This is a genomic window from Geofilum rhodophaeum, from assembly GCF_002210225.1.
Classification (GTDB): Bacteria; Bacteroidota; Bacteroidia; order Bacteroidales; family Marinilabiliaceae; genus Geofilum; species Geofilum rhodophaeum.
Genome location: NZ_MWUJ01000005.1, coordinates 106,364 through 127,377 on the forward strand (window position 1 = coordinate 106,364; position 21,014 = coordinate 127,377).

Below are 21,014 nucleotides of genomic sequence, written 5' to 3' on the forward strand. Positions count from 1 at the left end.
TCCTCAGTTTTAAAATCGTACTTTTGAGATACAGCGTGCTGGTTCTTTGTCCTGCCGCTGCGCTGTTTACAGGGGCTGCAATGCAGCGTCTAAGCGCTTTGTTTGCTGAGTATTGTTGGTTTTTTGAGGAACTCAAATTATCCACAGGTATTGCTTTTTTGTTTTACATTCGTTTTTTAACTTTGATTTTTGTTTTAATAAAAGTAATCAGTACTTTTATGGCGCTCTTCTCAAAGAAAAGAATGATGACTTTAATACACTAACGTAGGTTGTGATTTGCAGACGACGGGCGGTCTTTTCAGGGTGTTAGGTGCTCGGTCTGAGGTCCTTAAAAATTTAGTATTATGTTTGAAAATTATGAAGTTTGGTTTGTTACCGGTGCTCAGCTCCTTTATGGTGGCGACGCAGTGGTTGCAGTAGATGGTCATTCCAATGAAATGGTGGCCGGCTTGAATGCATCCGGAAATCTTCCGGTTAAAGTGGTTTATAAAGGTACGGTTAACTCGGCTAAGGAAGTTACCGCTACGATGAAGGCGGCCAACAACGACGACAAATGTATCGGCATCATTACCTGGATGCATACTTTTTCGCCTGCAAAAATGTGGATTCATGGTCTGCAGGAACTTCGTAAGCCCTTGATGCATTTCCATACTCAGTTCAATAAGGAGATTCCCTGGAACGAAATCGATATGGATTTCATGAACCTGAACCAGAGTGCACATGGCGACCGGGAATTCGGACACATCACCGCACGCATGCGTCGTCCGCGCAAAGTGGTGGTAGGGCACTGGCAGGATCCCAAAGCGCAGGAGCGCATCTCTGTTTGGATGCGCGTAGCAGCAGCCTGGGCAGATGCTCAGGATTTGCGCATCATCCGCTTTGGTGATCAAATGAACAATGTGGCTGTAACCGATGGCGACAAAGTTGATGCCGAGTTGCAACTGGGTTACCACGTAGATTATTTCCCCATTGCCGATTTGGTGGCCGTTCAGGATAAGGTGAGTGCTGCCGATGTAGCGGCTTTGGTGAAGCAATATGAGTCGGACTACAATTTTGCAGACAATTGCAAGGCAGGTGGTGCTTTCCGTGGACAAGTAGAGCATGCTGCCCGCATTGAGATTGCACTGCGCCGCTTCCTGGAAGAAAAAGGCGCGAAGGCTTTTACCACCAATTTTGACGATTTGGCTGGCGTGGATCAATTGCCTGGCCTGGCGTCGCAGCGCCTGATGGCCGATGGTTACGGTTTTGGTGCCGAAGGCGACTGGAAGACCGCAGCCCTTTACCGTGCTATGTGGGTAATGGGTTACGGCATGCCCAAGGGTTGTAGTTTCTTAGAAGATTATACCCTGCACTTCGACGGCGAGAAGAGTGCAATTTTGCAAGCGCACATGTTGGAGGTTTGTCCCCTTATCGCCGCTGAGAAACCCCGCCTGGAGGTTCATCCCCTGGGTATTGGTGGCAAAAACGATCCCGCCCGTTTGGTGTTTACCAGCAAGCCCGGACAGGGTGTTGCAGCCACTGTGGTGGACATGGGCAGTCGCTTCCGCATGATTGTCAATGTAGTGGATTGTATCGACTCCAAGCCGCTGCCCAAGTTGCCGGTGGCCAGTGCGCTGTGGATTCCGCAGCCTAATTTTGAAGTCGGCGCTGCAGCATGGATTCTGGCCGGAGGAACCCACCATACCAGTTTCTCCTACGATCTTACAGCAGAGTACCTGGAGGACTTTGCGGAGATGGCAGGAATTGAGTTCTTGTTGATTGACGAGAAGACCACCATTCCGGAGTTTAAAAAGGAACTCCGCTTCAACGATGTGTACTACCATTTAAATAAAGGCTTCTAAAATTTATAAAAAGGCAGGCGGTTGTAACTAACTGCTTGCCTTTTGTTTTAATATTCACCACTAAACATTAAACTATGAATGCAGGATTTACGACCCTCGACTATATGATCTTTGTGGCTTACGCCCTGGTCATTATGTCCCTGGGGTTGTGGCTTTCGAGAACGAAAAAAGGGGAGGAGAAGAACTCAAAGGATTACTTCCTGGCCGGGGGTACCTTATCCTGGTGGGCCATTGGAGCCTCTCTGATTGCCGCCAATATTTCGGCAGAGCACTTCATTGGTATGTCGGGTTCAGGTTTCCGCGTTGGACTGGGGATTGCTGCCTACGAATGGATTGCTGCCATCACGCTTATTTTGGTGGCTAAATTTTTGTTGCCCCAGATGATCGACAAGAAGATTTTTACCATGCCTCAGTTTGCCAAAGAACGCTACGGCAAAGGGGTGAGCTTTTTCTTCTCTTTCTTCTGGCTGTTGGTTTATGTCTTTGTTAACCTGACCTCTGTGGCCTGGCTGGGTGCTTTGGCTATGGAGCAAATTCTTGGGTTTCCCAAGGAATACGGCGTGCCGGCCCTGCTTCTTTTTGCCGGCGTTTACTCCATCTATGGTGGTTTGAAGGCGGTAGCCTGGACCGATGTGATTCAAGTTGTTTTCCTGGTTGGTGGCGGACTCATTACCGCGTGGTTTGCGCTCGACGCCGTAGGTGGCGATGCTGGTGGCGCCGTTCAGGGTTTTGTCACCATTTTGCAAAAGGTGCGTGAGGTGCCTGAGGATTTGCACTTTAATATGATCATTGACCGGGATCTTAATGCCACGGTGTTTAAGGACTTGCCGGGACTGGCGGTTATTTTTGGTGCCATGTGGTTGACCAACCTGGGTTACTGGGGCTTTAACCAGTACATCATTCAAAAGGGTCTGGCCGCTAAGAACCTGAAAGAAGCTAAAAAGGGTCTGATTTTTGGGGCTTATTTGAAGATTTTGATTCCCATTATTGTGATTATTCCGGGAATTACTGCTTATGTCTTGTTCAACCATCCCGATTTGCAGCATACCGTCAGCGGACTCGATGGAACCATCCAGGTGGCCGATGAGGCTTATCCCTGGTTGCTTAGGAACTTTGCTCCGGCCGGTATTCGCGGGTTGGCTTTCGCGGCTCTGGTAGCTGCGGTGGTTTCTTCGCTGGCTTCTATGCTGAACTCTACTTCCACCATTTTTACACTGGACATTTATCGCGATATGCTGAACAAGCAGGCCAGTGAAAGGACCCTGGTAAAAGTGGGACGTATTACGGCTTTTGTATCCTTGATCATTGCCATTATTACGGCTAAGCCCCTGTTGGGTGGTCTGGATCAGGCCTTTCAGTACATTCAGGAGTACACCGGCTTCATTTATCCGGGTGTGGTAGTGGTCTTTGGTATGGGACTGTTGTGGAAACGGGCGACCAACCGTGCGGCCTTGTGGACCACCATTGCAACCATTCCGGCCGGCATCATTATGAAGATTGCCTTGCCCGATCTGCCTTTCATCATTCGCATGGGCTATGTATGTATCGTACTGATTGCCTTGGCCATTATTTTGGTGTTGACCGACAGCCACAAGGTGCCGGCCAAACCCTTGTCCGATGCCAATCGTAAGATGCAGCAACGTGGCGGTCTCTTCTTTGCAATTTTGGCTGGCGTGACTTTTGTGGCCGGTTTGATTTGGGGTACGCCCTTGTTCGATTTTAATTTGTTGAACCTTGGTTTCGATTCCATCTTCATGTTCTCGGCTCTGTTGACTTTCCTATCTATTATTTTGTATACGAATGCCAACAGCGATAAGCAGGACGATAAGGCTTATGATTTTCAGCCCGAAATTTTTGCTACCGACGGCAAGTTTGCAGTCGGGGCTATGGGTATTGTAGTTATTATAGTAGCGCTTTACGCCTATTTCTGGTAGACCTGAAAAGTGAGGGGTGCTGTCGGCCCCATGGTCGGCAGCACCCCTTTTCTTTGCGGTTTGTTTTCTGGTGTCAAAACTCTAAGTTGGTTAAGTTATGTTAGAATCTTTAAAAGCAGAAGTCTGTCAGGCCAATCTGGACCTGGTGAAGCACGGACTCGTCATCTTTACCTGGGGCAATGTGAGTGCCATCGACCGGGCTTCCGGTCTGGTGGTGATTAAACCCAGCGGGGTGGCTTACGACGGCATGCATGCCGAGCAAATGGTGGTGGTGGACCTCGAGGGCAAGGTGGTGGAAGGCAAGTTGAAACCTTCGTCCGATATGCCCACCCATGTGGCGCTTTACAAAGCCTTTCCGGAAATTGGAGGGGTGGTACATACCCATTCTACCTATGGTACGGCCTGGGCGCAAGCCGGGTTGGATTTGCCCATAGTGGGCACTACCCATGCCGATTATTTTGCCAGCGACATTCCCTGTACCCGCGATATGACAGAAGAAGAGGTGAAGGGTGCTTATGAGAAAGAGACCGGTACGGTCATTATTGAGCGCTTCAAGGACTTAAATCCCAACCACATTCCTGGTGTGCTGGTGAAGAACCATGCCCCTTTTACCTGGGGTAAGGATGCCCACGATGCCGTGCACAACAGTGTGGTGCTGGAGCAGGTGGCTAAAATGGCCTATATCGGCAAAATGTTGAACCCGGGTATGGATATGAACGCTCACCTGACCACCAAGCATTTTGAGCGGAAACATGGGGCCAATGCTTATTACGGACAATAAGCGTCCTTTGGGAATAGAAACTAACCTGGGGCCTTTGGGGTGCCCATAAATAAAATACCATGTCGGAAAAAAAATATGTAATCGGACTCGATTATGGCTCAGATTCTGCCCGGGCCGTTATCGTAGAAGCCCTTACGGGCGAAGAAATCGCATCGGCAGTGAAACACTATCCCCGCTGGATGGAGGGGAAGTATTGTGTGCCCGCCAAGGACCAATATCGTCAACATCCGCAGGACTACATTGATGTAATGGAGTACATCATTAAGGAGTCGCTGGCGCAAGCCGGACCAGAGGTGGCTAAAAATGTCGTAGGGATGTCGTTCGACACTACGGGCAGCACCCCTGTTTTTGTGAATGAAGAGGGGGTGCCTCTGGCCATGTTGCCTGAGTTTGCCGAAAATCCCAACGCCATGTTTGTGTTGTGGAAGGACCATACTGCGGTAAAAGAAGCTGCTGAGATCAACGAGCTGGCACAAAAGTATAAAATTGACTATACCCAGTACGAGGGCGGCATTTATTCTTCGGAATGGGTGTGGGCCAAGGCCTTACACGTATTGCGCAGCGACGAGTCGGTACGAAAGGCTGCTTATTCGTGGATAGAGCATTGCGATTGGATGCCCGCCTTGATTACCGGTACACAAAAGCCTGCTGAGGTGGTTCGCAGTCGCTGTGCAGCGGGGCACAAAGCCATGTGGCTGGAGGCCTGGGGTGGTTTGCCCGAGGAGGAGTTTTTAACGACCCTGGATCCCTTGTTGAAGGGCTACCGCGACCGCTTGTATAAGGATACTTATACCAGCGACGTTAAGGTGGGCCACCTTACTGAGGAATGGGCCCAGCGCCTGGGTCTGAGCACTGAGGTGGCTGTGGGTGTTGGTGCTTTCGACTGTCACATGGGTGCCGTAGGGGGGGAAGTAACCCCCAACGTTCTGGCACGTGCCATTGGTACTTCCACCTGCGACATAATGATTGCTCCTTATGAGCAGATTGGCGATAAGCTGATTGCCGGTATTTGTGGTCAGGTAGATGGTTCGGTTATTCCCGGCTACGTGGGTCTGGAGGCTGGCCAGTCGGCTTTTGGCGACTTATATGCCTGGTTCAAGCGGGTAATTGCCTGGCCCTTGGACAATATTTTGGCCAACACGACTCTGGTCGATGCGGAAACGCGCGCCAAGCTGATTGAAGAAACCGAAGCGAAAATCATTCCCCAGCTCTCGGAGGCCGCCATGCAAATTCCGATGGAAGAATCTACCGTTCTTGCGGTCGACTGGATGAATGGTCGCCGCACGCCGGATGCCAGTCAGGAAGTGACCGGAACCATTGCGGGACTTAAACTGGGTACCGATGCGCCGCGCATTTTCAGAGCCTTGGTGGAAGCCACTGCCTTTGGTTCCAAAGCCATTGTAGATCGTTTTGCCCGGGAAGGTGTATTGCTCGAAGGCATCATTGGTCTGGGTGGTGTGGCCAAGAAGTCGCCTTTTGTCATGCAGACCCTGGCCGATGTGCTGAACATGCCCATTAAGGTGGCACGCACCGTGGAGACCTGTGCCTTTGGTGCCGCGATGTTTGCTTCGGTGGCTGCCGGTGTGCATCAGCGTGTAGAGGATGCCCAAAAGGCAATGGGGCAGGGTTTTGAAAAGGAATATACGCCCAATCCTGAGCGTGTAAAGGCTTATGCTGCCATTTATGAAAAGTACGCCAAGCTGGGTGCTTTTACCGAGCAGGAAAAATTGTAGTTTGTTTTCAGGAGGCGAAGCCTTCTGAGCGAACATTCTGTTACCAGCAGCGCCAGGCAAAGCCTGGCGCTGTTTTTTTTGTGCTGCTTTGGTTAGGGGCCTGTCTCGTGCTTACTGGCCCACATCAAAGGTTCTGCGGCGAAGAATAAAGTCGTCGCCCAGATACACCCGTCGCACATCCGGATCCTCGGCCAACTCCTCGGCACTGCCCGCTTTCATGATGTTGCCCTCGAACAGGAGGTAGGCGCGGTCGGTAATCGACAGGGTTTCGTGTACGTTGTGATCGGTAATCAATATGCCGATGTTCTTGTATTTGAGCTTGGCAACGATTTCCTGGATGTCGCGCACTGCAATGGGATCTACCCCGGCAAAGGGTTCATCGAGCAAAATAAACTTTGGGTTGATGGCCAGGGCGCGGGCAATTTCGGTGCGCCGGCGTTCTCCCCCGGAGAGCTGTATGCCCTTGCTCTTGCGAATGTGGGTGAGACTGAACTCTTCAAGCAATTCTTCGGTCCGCCTTTTTTGGTACTCTTTGGGGAATTTGGTCATCTCCAACACCGCCTTAATGTTGTCTTCCACACTCAAATTACGGAAAACACTGGCTTCCTGAGCCAGGTAGCCGACCCCTTTCTGGGCCCGCCGGTACACCGGTTCGTTGGTAATCACCTGGTCGTTCAGGAAAATCTCCCCCTCGTTGGGTGCTATGAGTCCCACCATCATATAAAAAGTCGTGGTTTTACCCGCTCCGTTGGGACCCAGCAGTCCCACAATTTCTCCTTGTCGCACCTCTACCGACACGCCTTTAACCACCGTGCGGTTTTTGTATCGCTTTACCAGGTTTTTGGTGTGCAGCAGCAAACCCTCTTCTTTCTCCATTTTATATGTGTTATGCGTTGCTTTCTTTTGCTCTTTTACGTTCCACTCTTGCTGCAATAATAATACCACCTTCGTACAGCAACAGGAGGGGCAGGCAAACCAGCAGCTGACTGATGACATCCGGTGGCGTAATAATGGCTGCCAGGGCCAGGGTCAACACGATGGCGTGCCGCCGGTATTTTTTTAGGAAGCCGGTGCTGACGAGTCCCACCTTACTCAAAAAATAAATGAACACCGGCAGTTCAAACATAAAGCCGGTGGCCAGTACAATGGAACTTACGGTGGAAACGTAGGAGCCAAAGTTAATGATGTTTTCGACACGGGCACTCACCTGGTAGCTGCCCAGGAAGTAAACCGACAGGGGGGCAATGACGAAATAGGCAAAGAGTATGCCCACCGAGAACAGCAGACTGGCGGCCAGGATGGCGCCGCGACTGTGGCGTACCTCGTTCTCGTAGAGTGCCGGACGGATGAAACGCCAGAACTCGTAGAAGATGTAGGGGAAGGCCAGAGTAGCTCCTGCCAGAAAGGCCACCCAAATGTGCATGGTAAACTGCCCGGCCAGCTGGATGTTTTGGAAGGACAACTGAACCGGATTGATGCAAAGTGCCGGCATTTGCGCCCATTCGGCCACACGGCACAACAGTCGGTTGGTCAGGAAGTCGGGCCGACTGGGGCCGAGGAGTACCGTGTCGAACACCAGATCCTTGAAAACAAAGGCCAGTACCGCCAAGACGAGTACCGCCATAAAGGAGCGGATGAGGTGCCACCTGAGTTCTTCGAGGTGGTCGAGAAAGGACATATCTGAGTTGGTGTTCGCTGGCATACCGGCTGCAGAGTTGGAAAACCTTGCTAAAATAGTGAATGTGCAAAGATAAGGCCTAATTTCGAAGCAAAAAATGTTCCGGCACCCTGCGGGGATTTAATAAAATTTCACAAAGCGCTTGATTTCACGGAGGCAGCGGCTTATCTTGTTAAGTATTTGTATTACAGTGTGGTGTTTGTTGTACACAGGCGGGTGCTTTCCTTGTGTACTCTGCTTTTAAACACCTAATAAGATGCTGTTAATGTGGAACAAAAGCCGTACTTTTGCCGGCTGTAAATTGTATTATAAAACAGTTACATTATGGCAGATAAATCAAATCAACCGCTGTTCAGCGATTTTGCTCCCGTAACAACGCAGGAGTGGATGGACAAGATAACAGCGGATCTCAAAGGGGCCGATTTTGAAAAGAAGCTCGTTTGGAGAACCAACGAAGGGTTCAGCGTACGTCCTTTTTACCGTGAGGAAGACCTGGAGCAGGTGAAGTACCTGGATACACTTCCGGGTGAATACCCTTATGTGCGGGGAACCAAAACTTCGAACAAATGGCTGGTTCGTCAGGACCTTGTGGTGAGCGATGTGGCTGTTGCCAATGAGAAGGCGCTGACCTTGCTGACCAAAGGCGTGACTTCACTGGGTTTTCGCTTCGAGGACGAGGCGCTGATAAGCGAAGCCAATCTTCAAGTTTTGCTGAAGAATATTCTGTCGAACGAGGTGGAGCTGAATTTTTCCGCTGCGCACGGCAACGATAAGCTGTTAAAAGCTGTTGTGGCTGCATTTAAGGCACAGAATCGCGACCTGGCTGCCGTTCAGGGGTCTTTCGACATAGATCCGCTGGGTGCTTTGACCATCGACGGGCGCCTTTGCGAAAGCAGCGAGAAAACCATGGACTTTGTGGCTGACCTGGTGAAGGAAGCCAAAGTACTGCCCGCCTTTCAGGTGGTGAACGTTAATGGTAAGCATTTTGGCAACGCCGGTGCCACCATTGTGCAGGAGTTGGCCTTTGCCTTATCGGCCGGCAGCGAATACCTTTCGCAACTGACTGAGCGTGGATTGACGGTCAACGAAGCCGCTAAGAGTCTGCGTTTCACTTTAAGCGTAGGGTCCAATTACTTTATGGAAATTGCCAAGCTTCGCGCCGGTCGTTTGTTGTGGTCCAGTATCGTAAGCGCTTTTAAGCCTGCCGGTAATGAGGCCGCCAAAATGTTGGTGCATTGTGAGACTTCCGAGTTCAATAAGACGGTTTACGATCCTTATGTAAATATGCTGCGTACCCAAACAGAAGCCATGTCGGCCGCCATTGGCGCCTGTCATTCGCTTACGGTGCAGCCCTTCGATAAGGTGTTCCGCACCCCCAATGAGTTCAGCGAGCGCATCGCCCGCAACCAGCAATTGCTGTTGAAGGAAGAATCGTATCTGAGTATGATTGTTGATCCGGGTGCGGGCAGCTATTACATCGAAAACCTGACCGACAGCATTGCTTCTGAGGCCTGGAAGCTCTTCCTGGCTGTAGAAGAAAAGGGTGGTTATTTGAAGGCTTTGCAAGCCGGATTCATTCAAGGCGAGGTTAAGGCTTCGGCGCAACAGCGCGCCAAAGCGGTGGCCGCTCGCAAGGAGATTTTCCTGGGGACCAACCAGTATCCCAATGCTTCGGACAGCATGGCCGACTCGGTGGATGCTGCGGTAATGAGGTCCATAGCACCTGAAGCCGGGGAGGTAGAACCCCTGCGTTTGTTCCGGGGAGCTGAAGCTTTTGAGGACTTGCGTATGGCTACCGAGAAGGCCGCCAAGCGTCCCAAAGTGTTTATGCTCACCTACGGCAATCTGGCCATGCGTTTGGCCCGTTCGCAGTTTTCGGGCAATTTCTTTGGCTGTGCCGGTTACGAAATCATCGACAACCTTGGTTTTGCTGCGGTTAAAGAGGGTACAGATGCCGCACTGAAAGCCGGTGCCGATATTGTGGTCTTGTGCTCCTCGGACGAGGAATACAGCACTGCAGCTCCCGAAGCCTACGAAGCGCTTAAAGGTAAAGCCCACCTGGTGGTGGCCGGTGCTCCCGCCTGCATGGAGGAACTCAAAGCTAAGGGCATTGAGCACTTCATTCATGTGCGCAGCAATGTGCTGGAGACTTTGCAGGGATTTAACAAGGCACTGGGAATCTAAAAACACAAACGATTATGAAACCGGATTTTTCAAAAATAACTTTCAAAAAAGAGCCCTGTGCTGCTTCGGCGGGCGACTGGGCCAAGAAAAACGGGATTAAGAAGGACTGGGTGACCCCCGAACAGATTCCCGTTAAGCCTGTTTATACCAAGGAAGATTTGGCCGGCATGGAGCATTTGAATTATGCTGCCGGTCTGCCCCCCTTCCTGCGCGGCCCCTATTCGGGCATGTACGCCATGCGTCCCTGGACCATCCGTCAGTATGCCGGCTTTTCTACTGCTGAAGAGTCGAACGCCTTTTACCGGCGCAACCTGGCAGCGGGTCAAAAAGGCCTTTCAGTGGCTTTTGACCTGGCTACACACCGGGGCTACGACTCCGACCACGAGCGGGTAGTGGGTGATGTGGGTAAGGCCGGTGTGGCCATCGACTCCATCCTCGATATGAAGGTGCTCTTCGACGGCATTCCCCTCGACAAAATGTCGGTGTCTATGACCATGAACGGCGCCGTGTTGCCCGTAATGGCTTTTTACATTGTGGCCGGATTGGAGCAGGGTTGTAAGCTGGAAGATATGGCCGGAACCATTCAGAACGACATTCTGAAGGAGTTTATGGTGCGGAATACCTACATCTATCCTCCGGAGTTCTCCATGAAGATCATCGCCGATATTTTTGAGTACACCTCTAAGAATATGCCGAAGTTCAACAGCATCTCCATTTCGGGTTACCACATGCAGGAGGCCGGAGCTACTGCCGACATTGAGTTGGCTTATACGCTGGCCGATGGTTTGGAGTACCTGCGAGCCGGTGTTAATGCCGGTATGAATGTGGATGCTTTTGCACCGCGCTTGTCCTTTTTCTGGGCCGTGGGCATGAACCACTTTATGGAAATTGCCAAGATGCGCGCTGCCCGTATGCTGTGGGCCAAGATTGTGAAGCAGTTTGGTCCCAAAAATCCCAAGTCGCTGGCTTTGCGCACGCACTCGCAGACTTCGGGCTGGTCGCTGACCGAGCAGGATCCTTTCAACAACGTAGGGCGTACCTGTATTGAGGCGATGGCCGCTGCCCTGGGACACACCCAGTCGCTGCACACCAATGCCCTCGATGAGGCGATTGCTTTGCCCACCGATTTCTCTGCGCGTATTGCCCGTAATACCCAGATTTACATTCAGGAGGAAACCCAGATTTGTAAGGCTATTGATCCCTGGGCCGGCTCTTATTATGTGGAGTCGTTGACCAAGGAACTGGCCGATAAGGCCTGGGCGTTGATTCAGGAAGTGGAAGAAATGGGTGGAATGGCCAAGGCCATAGAGACCGGTCTGCCCAAAATGCGTATCGAAGAGGCGGCTGCCCGTACTCAGGCGAAGATCGACAGTGGCAAGCAAATTATCGTGGGTACCAACCGTTACCGTCTGGAAAAGGAAGACCCCATCGATATTTTGGATGTGGACAACGCAGCGGTGCGTAAGTCTCAGATTGAGCGCCTGAAAAAATTGCGTGCTGAGCGTAATGAGGCAGAGGTGCAGGCTGCTTTGGAAGCCATTACCGAGTGTGTGAAAACCGGTAAAGGCAACCTCCTTGAACTGGCTGTTGATGCCGCTCAAAAGCGTGCCTCTTTGGGCGAGATTTCTTATGCATGTGAAAAAGAAGTAGGAAGATACAAGGCTGTGATACGATCTATCAATGGAGTTTACTCCTCGGAGGCAGGAGACGACAATGTGTTTGAGCAAGCTCAGGCGCTGGCGCGCAAATTTGCCGAAGTTGAAGGCCGTCAGCCCCGCATTATGGTGGCCAAGATGGGCCAGGACGGACACGACCGCGGAGCCAAAGTGGTGGCTACAGGTTATGCCGACATTGGTTTCGACGTGGACATGGGTCCCTTGTTCCAAACCCCTGCCGAAGCAGCCAAGCAGGCTGTGGAAAACGATGTGCACGTATTGGGTGTTTCTTCCCTGGCTGCGGGCCACAAGACCCTGGTCCCCCAGGTGATTGCTGAGCTTAAGAAGCTGGGACGCGAAGACATTATGGTGATTGCCGGAGGGGTTATTCCTCATCAGGATTACCAGTTCCTGTACGATGCCGGCGTAGTGGGCATTTTTGGTCCCGGTACCTCTGTGGCCCAGGCAGCTGTTGATATTTTGAATTTGTTGCTGCAAATGCGTGAGGCCTAGGCCTTCTGAGCAAGGACTAAAAGATTCGAAGTACTTCAAGGGAAGGGAGCAAAATATTTGCTGCCTTCCCTTTGATTTTTGTTGCAGGGGAAGATTTTTATGCTTAATTTTGCCCCGCATTTCCAGCGGACGTGGCGTAATTGGTAGCCGCGCCAGACTTAGGATCTGGTGCCGAAAGGCGTGGGGGTTCGAGTCCCTTCGTCCGCACTAAAAAAGAAGGAAAAACCGCCTTGCTAACGATTTTGATCGCGAGTAGGCGGTTTTTAAGTATTGGAGGCGCCGATGGAAAGAATGCTGCGCGGGATGTTGTTACATTCTAAATGCTTCATTATCTTTGCGCTCTCTTATTTCATTTATTATTTAACAGAACGCTGATGAACATCACAAGGGAAAACAACGACGAATTGAATGCAGTCATTAAGTTGACCATTGCCAAGGAGGATTACGAGCCTAAAGTGGCTGAGGTCCTTAAATCCTACCAAAAGAAAGCCAATATGCCCGGTTTTCGTCCCGGAAAAGTGCCTGCCGGTCTCGTTAAAAAGATGTATGGCAAGGCGGTGATGGCCGATGAGATAAACAAATTGGTTTCTGAAAACCTTTCGAAATACCTGACCGAAAATAAGCTGAATATTTTGGGCGAGCCGCTGCCCAGTGAGCAGCAGCAAACCATTGATTTTGATACCCAGGACAGTTTTGAGTTTGCTTTTGATATCGCTTTGGCTCCTGAAGTAGAGGTTAAGCTGACCAAGCGTGAGAAGCTGAACTATTACAAGATTGCTGTGAGCGACGATATGGTGGACGGACAAATCCGTAACCTGACCGGACGCTTTGGCAAAAACGAAACCGTGGAAGCAGTGACCGATAAGTCGCTGGCCAAAGGTTCGGTGGTGCAAATCGATAAGTCGGGCAATGTGGTCGAAGGCGGCATCAGTGCTGAAGACACCGTTATGTCTCTGGCCATTGTTAAAGACGAGAAGGAAAAGAAGAAGCTTTTGGGTAAGAAAGTAGGCGAAACTGTTGATTTCGATTTGAAGAAGGCCTTCCCCAACGATACCGAAATTTCTTACATCCTGAAGATCTCCAAGGAAGAAGCGGCTGCCGTTAAAGGTGCCTTCCGTTTCACCATTCAGGAAATCACCGAGTTCATCGATCCTGAGTTGACTCAGGAGCTGTTCGACCAGTTATTTGGTGCCGGTGTAGTGCAGTCGGAAGAGGAAATGAAGGCCAAGGTGAAAGAAGACCTGGCGCGCAATTTCGAAATGGAGTCGGAATACAAATTCTCAGTGGATGCGCGTGAGAAGCTGGTGTCGAAACTGGAGGTGAACTTGCCTGAGGATTTTTTGAAGCGTTGGCTCAAGGCGACGGATCGGGGCGAAGAGAAAATGACCGATGAGCAAATCGAGAACGATTTGCCTAAGTTTTTGGAAGACTTGAAGTGGCAGCTCATTAAAAATGAGGTGGTACGTGCCAATGAGCTCAAGATCGAACAGGAAGATGTGGTCAACTATGCTAAAAAATCTGCCCGCATGCAGTTTATGCAGTATGGCTTGACCAATCTGCCCGATGAGCACATCGAAGGGTACGCTATGGACATGTTGAAGAACGAGGACCAGGGTCGTCGTATGGCCGAGGCAGCTGTTTCTGAAAAGGTGATGGCCTTTATTAAGGAAGCCGTTAAGGTGGAAGAGAAAGAGGTGAGCCGTGAGGAATTCAACAAGATGTTTGAGAATAATTAAGCAAGGCCCTCTTTTGTAACCCGGATTATTTCTTAAATTTAGGGTTGCTAATTTTTAAACATAGAAAAAATGAGTGATCCCAAGGATTTTTACAAATACGCTACCAAGCACGTAGGCATCAACAGTATGGTAATGGATAAGTACATGTCTGTTGCCAACAGCTACATTTCGCCGACAATTATTGAGGAGCGTCAGTTGAACATTGCCAGTATGGATGTGTTTTCCCGTTTGATGATGGACCGCATCATCTTTCTGGGTTTGCCCATCGACGACTATGTGGCCAACATCATTCAGGCCCAGCTGCTCTACCTCGATTCTACCGATCCCTCCAAGGATATTTCGATTTATTTCAATACCCCTGGGGGTTCGGTTTATGCCGGTTTGGGGATATACGATACCATGCAGTACATCACTTCCGATGTGGCCACCATTTGTACCGGTATGGCTGCTTCTATGGGTGCTGTGTTGTTGACGGCCGGTGCCAAAGGCAAGCGATCGGCTCTGCGTCATTCAAGGGTAATGATTCACCAGCCCATGGGCGGTGCCCAGGGCCAGTCGGTCGATATTGAAATCACCACGCGCGAAATTGTTAAGTTGCGTAAGGAGTTGTACACCATTATTGCCGACCATTCGGGCAATACCTTTAAGAAGGTGGAAAAGGACTCGGACCGGGACTTCTGGATGACTGCCGAAGAGGCCAAGGCCTACGGAATGATCGATGAGGTTTTGGTGCGCGAGAAGAAAAAATAGGAAGGATAGAGGAAGCTGTATATGGATAAATGTTCGTTTTGCGGAAGAAGTCGCAAGGATACCAATTTGCTGATTGCCGGTGTTTCGGGTCACATCTGTGACAGTTGCATTGAGCAGGCCCACGGCATTTTGGAGGAGGAGTTTAAGAAGAAGTCTTCTTTCGATATGAAGGAGGTGAAGCTGCTTAAGCCTGCCGAGATCAAGAAGTTTCTGGATCAGTACGTGATTGGTCAGGATCAGGCTAAGAAGTATCTTTCGGTAGCGGTTTATAACCACTACAAAAGGCTGACTCAGCCCTCTGCCGATGAGGTGGAGATCGAAAAATCGAACATTGTTCTTGTGGGCGAAACCGGTACCGGCAAAACCTTGTTGGCCCGTACCATTGCCCGTATGCTGCACGTCCCTTTTACCATTGTAGACGCTACGGTACTTACCGAAGCGGGTTATGTGGGTGAGGACATTGAAAGCATCCTGACGCGTCTTTTGCAGGCAGCCGATTACAATGTGGAGGCGGCTCAAAAGGGGATCGTTTTTATTGATGAAATTGATAAGATTGCACGTAAAGGCGACAATCCTTCCATTACCCGTGATGTGTCGGGCGAAGGGGTTCAGCAGGGCTTGCTCAAGCTGCTCGAAGGCGCGGTGGTAAATGTGCCTCCGCAGGGTGGCCGAAAGCATCCCGATCAGAAGATGATTCCCGTGGATACCAAGAATGTGCTGTTTATTTGCGGTGGTGCTTTTGATGGTATTGAGCGTAAGATTGGTCAGCGTTTGAACACCCGTGTGGTGGGCTATTCGGCCTCTCAGCAACGCGATGCTGTTGATGCAAGCAATTTGTTGCAGTACATTTCGCCACAGGATTTGAAATCTTTCGGACTCATTCCCGAGATCATTGGTCGTTTGCCCATCCTGACTTATCTGAATCCGCTGGATCGGTCGACCTTGCGTTTGATTCTTACCGAGCCTAAGAACTCCATTGTGCGACAGTACAAGAAGTTGTTCGAAATGGACAAGATTGAGCTGGCCTTTACTGAGGAGGTTTTGGAGTACATCGTTGATAAGGCGGTAGAGTTTAAGCTGGGTGCACGTGGACTGCGTTCCATTTGCGAGACCATTATGATGGACTATATGTTTGAAAGTCCCGGTAAGCACAAGGGCAAATTGGAAATTACGCTGGATCTGGCAAAGGAAAAGTTGGAAAAGGCCAATATTGGTCTGCTGAAAGCAGGTTGATGGCAAGGCCTTCTTCTTTTCTGGAATCGCTATAAACAAACAGTAAAAAGTAAATAACGGTCGCTTCTTTGGAGCGACCATTATTTTTTTGCTAATTTTAAAACTGAATTTTTGAGAAAAAAGACTAAAATAACCTAAATTCAACACTTATGCTTAACTCAATTTTTGCGATTGTTCCTCTGACATCGCTGTTGGCCCTGACATTTGCCTATATTTTTTTCAGGCAGATGATGAAAAGTTCGGAAGGTACCGATACCATGAAGCGGATAGCCCAACATGTGCGTACGGGTGCCGGTGCCTATTTGCGTCAGCAATACAAAATTGTTATTGTTGTCTTTATTGTCATTACCATCATCTTTTCGATTTTGGCTTACGGTTTGGGGGTGCAGAATAAGTGGGTCCCCTTTGCCTTTATTACCGGGGGTGCCTTTTCGGGACTGGCCGGTTTCTTTGGTATGAAGGCGGCAACCTTTGCCTCGGCACGGGTGGCCCATGCTTGCCGCACCTCTCTTAATGGGGGACTCAAGCTGGCTTTCCGCAGCGGAGCGGTGATGGGCCTGGTGGTTGTGGGCCTGGTGCTTATGGATATTTCCATTTGGTTCCTGATTCTGAACCATTTTATTGAAGATATGGCCGGGGGCTATAAGTTGATGACCATCACAGCCATTATGCTGACCTTTGGGATGGGCGCTTCTACCCAGGCCTTGTTTGCTCGTGTGGGCGGGGGGATCTATACCAAGGCTGCCGATGTGGGGGCCGACCTGGTGGGTAAGGTTGAAGCGGGGATTCCTGAGGACGATCCGCGCAATCCGGCCACCATTGCCGATAATGTGGGCGACAATGTAGGTGATGTGGCCGGTATGGGGGCCGACTTGTTTGAGTCTTTTGCTGCGTCGATTCTGGCTTCTGCCCTGCTGGGTGCTGCGGCCTTTATGAGCATGGAAGAGGTGCAGTTGAATGCCGTGCTGGCACCCATGCTCATTGCCGCTGTGGGTACCCTCCTTTCGATTGCTGGAGTGTTTATGGTGCGTACCCGGGAAGGGGCCACGCAAAAGCAATTGTTGAAATCACTCGGCCTTGGGGTTAATGTAAGTGCCCTGCTTATTGTTGTTGCTTCCTTCTTTATTCTAAAATATCTGGGTCTGCCCAATTATGTTGGTATTTGGGGCTCTATTGTGGTGGGACTGCTGGCAGGTATTGGTATTGGCCAGTCTACGGAGTATTTTACGGCTTCGGCGTACAAGCCCACCCAGAACATTGCGCGTTCCGGTGAGACAGGTCCCGCTACCGTTATCATCAGTGGTGTGGGTACGGGCTTGATTTCGGCTGCTGTTCCTCTGATTATTATCGTGGTGGCCATTACGCTCTCCTTTGCCTTTGCTACCGGTTTTAAATTCGATATGGGCAGTCTCAATATTGGTCTCTATGGAATTGGTATTTCTGCGGTGGGCATGCTCTCTACCCTGGGCATTACCTTGGCCACCGATGCTTACGGCCCCATTGCCGACAATGCCGGCGGAAATGCTGAGATGAGTGGTCTGGGTGCCGAGGTGCGTCAACGTACCGATGCGCTCGACTCTTTGGGTAACACGACTGCAGCTACCGGCAAGGGTTTTGCCATTGGTAGTGCGGCCTTGACGGCTCTGGCGCTTCTGGCTTCTTACTTTGAGGAGGTGCGCATGATGTTTGTGAAGATTTTGGATGCCCCGGAAACATTGATCAATAATGTGCCGGCTATTGAGGCTTCCTTTTACGATTTTGTACAGCATTACGAAATCCATCTGATGAACCCCATGGTGATTGTGGGTATGTTTTTGGGGGTGATGTCGGTCTTTGTTTTCAGTGGCATGACCATGAATGCGGTGGGTAGAGCCGCACAACAGATGGTGGATGAGGTGCGTCGTCAGTTTAAGTCGATTCCCGGCATCATGGAAGGTACTTCTGAGCCCGATTATGCCCGTTGTGTGGAGATCTCTACCAAAGGGGCGCAGCGCGAAATGATGACGCCTTCTTTGTTGGCGCTGTTGATCCCTGTCGTGGTGGGCGTGGTATTTGGCGTTCCGGGTATTGCCGGTCTGCTTTTGGGTACCATTACCAGTGGTTTTGCCCTGGCTATTTTTATGGCCAATGCGGGTGGCGCCTGGGACAATGCCAAGAAGTACGTGGAGGAAGGTCACCATGGTGGCAAGGGTTCCGAAACACACAAAGCTACGGTTATTGGGGACACTGTAGGCGATCCATTTAAGGATACTTCCGGCCCGAGTTTGAACATTCTGATTAAACTGATGGTGATGGCTTCGGTCGTTACGGTGGGCGTTGCGGTGTCGTATCACTTGTTTTAGGGCACACCATCCTGTCCTAATCATGGCCCAGGACTTCAGTCCTGGGTTTTTTTATAGCAGGGGACTGACGAGGCGGGCGAAGGATTCTTTGATTTTTTCGGTTTTGGGGCGTTGGGGCCAGTCGTAGAGGGTGATTTCCCGGGAGTCTTTGAGGTCGTTGAGGAAGGTGCTTTGCAAGTCCTGAGCGGTTTCTTCATCAAAAATAAAGGCGGTTGTTTCGTAGTTTTGTTCAAAACTGCGGAAGTCCATGTTGGCAGAGCCAACGATGCCTACCTGGCTGTCGACCACCATGACCTTGGAGTGCAGGAAGCCTTTTTGGTAAAAGTAGAAGCGCACCTGGGCATCGAGCATTTCGCGGATGAAGGAGCGGGAGGAGAGCAGGGTGATGTGGGCGTCGCTGCGTTCTGGAATGAGGATGCGCACATCTACTCCGCCCAGCGCGGCTGTCTTCAGTGCCATCAATACGCTCTCGCTGGGCATAAAATAGGGGGTGGCGATGTAAACATAGCGACGGGCTGCAACGATGGCGTGAAATATGCCCATCATAATGCCGGGCCAATCGGAATCGGGTCCGCTGGCTACGATTTGCACCATTTTTTGACCTTGTGCTTCCATAGTGGGGAAGTATTTGCGGTCGTGCAGCTCGTGCTGACTCACAAAAAACCAGTCGGTTAAGAATACGGTTTGGAGGGTCTTTACGGCATCTCCGCTGATGCGCATGTGGGTGTCGCGCCAGATGCCGTAGTCCTTGCTTCCTTTTTCGTAGCGGTCGGCAATGTTGATGCCGCCTAAGAAACCGGTATGTCCGTCGATGATCACAATCTTTCGGTGGTTGCGGTAGTTGACCTTGCTGGTGAGGTTGGGGAAGCGGACTTGCAGAAAGGAATAGGCCTGGATGCCGGCGTTCCACATTTCCCGGAAAAAGGGTTTCTTCAGCTCCCAGCTGCCTACGTCGTCTACAATCAGACGAACCTCCACGCCCTGAGCAGCTTTGCGCTTGAGCAGGGCTTTTATTTTTCCACCGATTTCGTCGTCGGCAAAGATGTAGTATTCGAGGTGGATGAACTTTTCGGCGGCCTCGAGTGCTTCCAGTATGGCCTGAAAAGTGGGGCCCCCGTTCTGGAGGATTTGAAGCTGGTTGCCTACGGTAACTACGGCATTGCTGTTGTTGAGCAGCAGCTGGATGAGGGTCCGCTTTTCTTCAAGCGCCTGATTGTCGAACATTTGCCCCTCCGACAGTCGGTGAATCTGGGCGTGGGCCAGATTGGAGAGCAGGTCCACATTGCGGAGCCCCTTGCGGGCAATGATTTTTTCCTTGCGAAAATTTTGTCCGAAGAAGATGAAAAAGACGAAGCCGAGTACCGGCAGCATCAGGAGCACCAGGACCCAGGATATGGTTTTCAGCGGATTGCGGTTTTCGAGCACGGTGAAAACCACCACCACCAGAATGCTGATGATGTAGGCGACCAACAACAGGGGGTTGACAACGTCGATTATGGCTTGCAGGCTATCCATGGGCAGTTCTGAAGGCTTTGTGGCATTAAGGTACTAAATATTCCGAAAGTAGTAGAGGGTGCTGTTGCCAAAATCCTGTTGTTGCGCAGGAAAAACTTGCAATTGGGGTGCGCGCACGCCTTTTTGAAACCAGGTCTTGCCGGTAAACACCCGGGCTTCATCCCAGAGGCCCGCATCAATAAAGGCCTGGAGCAAGCGGGCTCCGCCTTCCACAATGAGGGACTGAATGTCTCTTTGATGGAGGTCCTTAAGCAGGGCGCTCAGCGGCTCTGCCCCGGCAAAAAGTATGCGTTCGGCCTGTTTGTTGTCGCGCTGTTCCTTTTGCGTATAGAGCAGGGTGGGACAAGTCCCGTCGAAGAGGTCGAGGTAGTCGGGCAGTCTCCCGCCACGGTCCAGCACCAGGCGCAGGGGATGCGGCCCATGCCAGTCGCGCACCGTCAGCGAGGGGTTGTCTTTAAGGGCCGTTTCGGAACCCACTAAAATGGCTTGTTCGCGACTGCGCCAAAGGTGTACGGCGCGGCGGGCATGTGCGTTGGTGATCCAGGTGGGACGCCCGCCTTTTTGTGCTTCCCGGTCGATGTCGATGAAGCCATCGGTGGTCTGGGCCCACTTGAGCAGAATGTAGGGGCGTTTTTTCTCGTGAAAGGTGAAAAAGCGGCGGTTGAGTTCGCGACTTTCTTTTTCCAGAACACCTGAGATGACTTCGGTGCCCGTGCTCCTGAGATGCGCAATGCCCTTGCCGGCCACCTCTGAAAAGCTGTCGACACAGCCTACCACTACGCGTGGAATTTTCTTTTGACTGATGAGCAGGGAGCAGGGCGGGGTTTTGCCAAAATGAGCGCAGGGCTCCAGATTTACATAGAGGGTCGCTTCGCGCAGCAGGTCCTGGTTTTTAACGGCGTTGATGGCGTGGACTTCGGCATGGGGGCCGCCCGCCTGTCTGTGGTAGCCTTCGCCGATGATTTTTCCCTGGTGCACAATCACCGAACCCACCATGGGGTTGGGGTAGGTGAGTCCCTCAGCGCTCTGTGCCAGTTCCAGGCAGCGACGCATCCAGTGTTCATGACTTATGCTTACTGTACTCATGATGCCTTTGGTCCTTGTGTGGTTGCTAAGATA

15 protein-coding genes and 1 tRNA gene are annotated in these 21,014 nt (G+C 51.0%); 12 read left to right on the forward strand and 4 right to left on the reverse strand.

Going from position 1 to position 21,014, the window contains the following annotated elements; all coding sequences use genetic code 11:
* The first annotated feature begins 23 nt into the window (after positions 1-23).
* The 5 genes from B4W65_RS17185 (at position 24) to B4W65_RS06740 (ending at position 6,289) form a co-directional block, all read left to right on the forward strand.
* A complete protein-coding gene (locus B4W65_RS17185; protein WP_146697734.1) occupies positions 24-263 on the forward strand; it encodes a hypothetical protein in 240 nt (79 codons plus the stop codon).
* Between the two features lie 81 nt (positions 264-344).
* Positions 345-1,841 (forward strand): L-arabinose isomerase, encoded by a 1,497-nt coding sequence (araA, locus tag B4W65_RS06725; RefSeq protein WP_088654369.1) that lies wholly within the window; start codon positions 345-347, stop codon positions 1,839-1,841.
* A gap of 74 nt (positions 1,842-1,915) precedes the next feature.
* Complete coding sequence (locus B4W65_RS06730) at positions 1,916-3,775, forward strand: sodium:solute symporter family transporter (protein WP_088654370.1); 1,860 nt, start codon at positions 1,916-1,918, stop codon at positions 3,773-3,775.
* Positions 3,776-3,872: 97 nt separating this feature from the next.
* Complete coding sequence (locus B4W65_RS06735) at positions 3,873-4,556, forward strand: L-ribulose-5-phosphate 4-epimerase (RefSeq protein WP_088654371.1); 684 nt, start codon at positions 3,873-3,875, stop codon at positions 4,554-4,556.
* A gap of 59 nt (positions 4,557-4,615) precedes the next feature.
* The gene (locus B4W65_RS06740) at positions 4,616-6,289 is read left to right on the forward strand and encodes a ribulokinase (RefSeq protein ID WP_088654372.1); all 1,674 of its coding nucleotides are present in this window, start codon (positions 4,616-4,618) and stop codon (positions 6,287-6,289) included.
* A 111-nt stretch (positions 6,290-6,400) separates the two neighbouring features.
* On the opposite strand, the gene lptB is transcribed toward B4W65_RS06740, so the two are convergent.
* Both lptB and tatC read right to left on the reverse strand, forming a co-directional pair.
* Positions 6,401-7,165: an LPS export ABC transporter ATP-binding protein gene (gene lptB, locus B4W65_RS06745; protein WP_088654373.1), complete on the reverse strand. Its 765-nt coding sequence runs from the start codon at positions 7,163-7,165 to the stop codon at positions 6,401-6,403.
* 10 nt (positions 7,166-7,175) lie between these two features.
* Entirely contained in the window at positions 7,176-7,991 is an 816-nt protein-coding gene (gene tatC, locus B4W65_RS06750; protein WP_088654374.1) for a twin-arginine translocase subunit TatC, read from the reverse strand.
* A 300-nt stretch (positions 7,992-8,291) separates the two neighbouring features.
* On the opposite strand from tatC, the gene mutA reads away from it, so the two are divergent.
* The 7 genes from mutA (at position 8,292) to B4W65_RS06785 (ending at position 18,380) form a co-directional block, all read left to right on the forward strand.
* Positions 8,292-10,151: a methylmalonyl-CoA mutase small subunit gene (mutA, locus tag B4W65_RS06755; RefSeq protein ID WP_088654375.1), complete on the forward strand. Its 1,860-nt coding sequence runs from the start codon at positions 8,292-8,294 to the stop codon at positions 10,149-10,151.
* A gap of 14 nt (positions 10,152-10,165) precedes the next feature.
* Positions 10,166-12,319 (forward strand): methylmalonyl-CoA mutase, encoded by a 2,154-nt coding sequence (gene scpA / locus B4W65_RS06760; RefSeq protein ID WP_088654376.1) that lies wholly within the window; start codon positions 10,166-10,168, stop codon positions 12,317-12,319.
* Positions 12,320-12,444: 125 nt separating this feature from the next.
* Positions 12,445-12,526, forward strand: a tRNA-Leu gene (locus B4W65_RS06765).
* Between the two features lie 167 nt (positions 12,527-12,693).
* Positions 12,694-14,055 carry a trigger factor gene (tig, locus tag B4W65_RS06770; protein ID WP_088654377.1) on the forward strand — a complete coding sequence of 454 codons (1,362 nt, stop codon included), beginning with the start codon at positions 12,694-12,696 and terminating at the stop codon, positions 14,053-14,055.
* Positions 14,056-14,124: 69 nt separating this feature from the next.
* Complete coding sequence (gene clpP, locus B4W65_RS06775) at positions 14,125-14,805, forward strand: ATP-dependent Clp endopeptidase proteolytic subunit ClpP (protein ID WP_088654378.1); 681 nt, start codon at positions 14,125-14,127, stop codon at positions 14,803-14,805.
* A 21-nt stretch (positions 14,806-14,826) separates the two neighbouring features.
* Positions 14,827-16,038 carry an ATP-dependent Clp protease ATP-binding subunit ClpX gene (clpX, locus tag B4W65_RS06780; RefSeq protein WP_088654379.1) on the forward strand — a complete coding sequence of 404 codons (1,212 nt, stop codon included), beginning with the start codon at positions 14,827-14,829 and terminating at the stop codon, positions 16,036-16,038.
* Positions 16,039-16,187: 149 nt separating this feature from the next.
* Positions 16,188-18,380, forward strand: coding sequence for a sodium-translocating pyrophosphatase (locus tag B4W65_RS06785; RefSeq protein WP_088654380.1), 2,193 nt, complete (start codon positions 16,188-16,190; stop codon positions 18,378-18,380).
* A gap of 51 nt (positions 18,381-18,431) precedes the next feature.
* Here the strand turns inward: B4W65_RS06785 and cls are convergent, their stop codons facing one another.
* Both cls and ribD read right to left on the reverse strand, forming a co-directional pair.
* Positions 18,432-19,895, reverse strand: coding sequence for a cardiolipin synthase (gene cls / locus B4W65_RS06790; protein ID WP_088654381.1), 1,464 nt, complete (start codon positions 19,893-19,895; stop codon positions 18,432-18,434).
* A 33-nt stretch (positions 19,896-19,928) separates the two neighbouring features.
* Positions 19,929-20,981, reverse strand: coding sequence for a bifunctional diaminohydroxyphosphoribosylaminopyrimidine deaminase/5-amino-6-(5-phosphoribosylamino)uracil reductase RibD (gene ribD, locus B4W65_RS06795; RefSeq protein ID WP_205741234.1), 1,053 nt, complete (start codon positions 20,979-20,981; stop codon positions 19,929-19,931).
* Between the last annotated feature and the right edge of the window lie 33 nt (positions 20,982-21,014).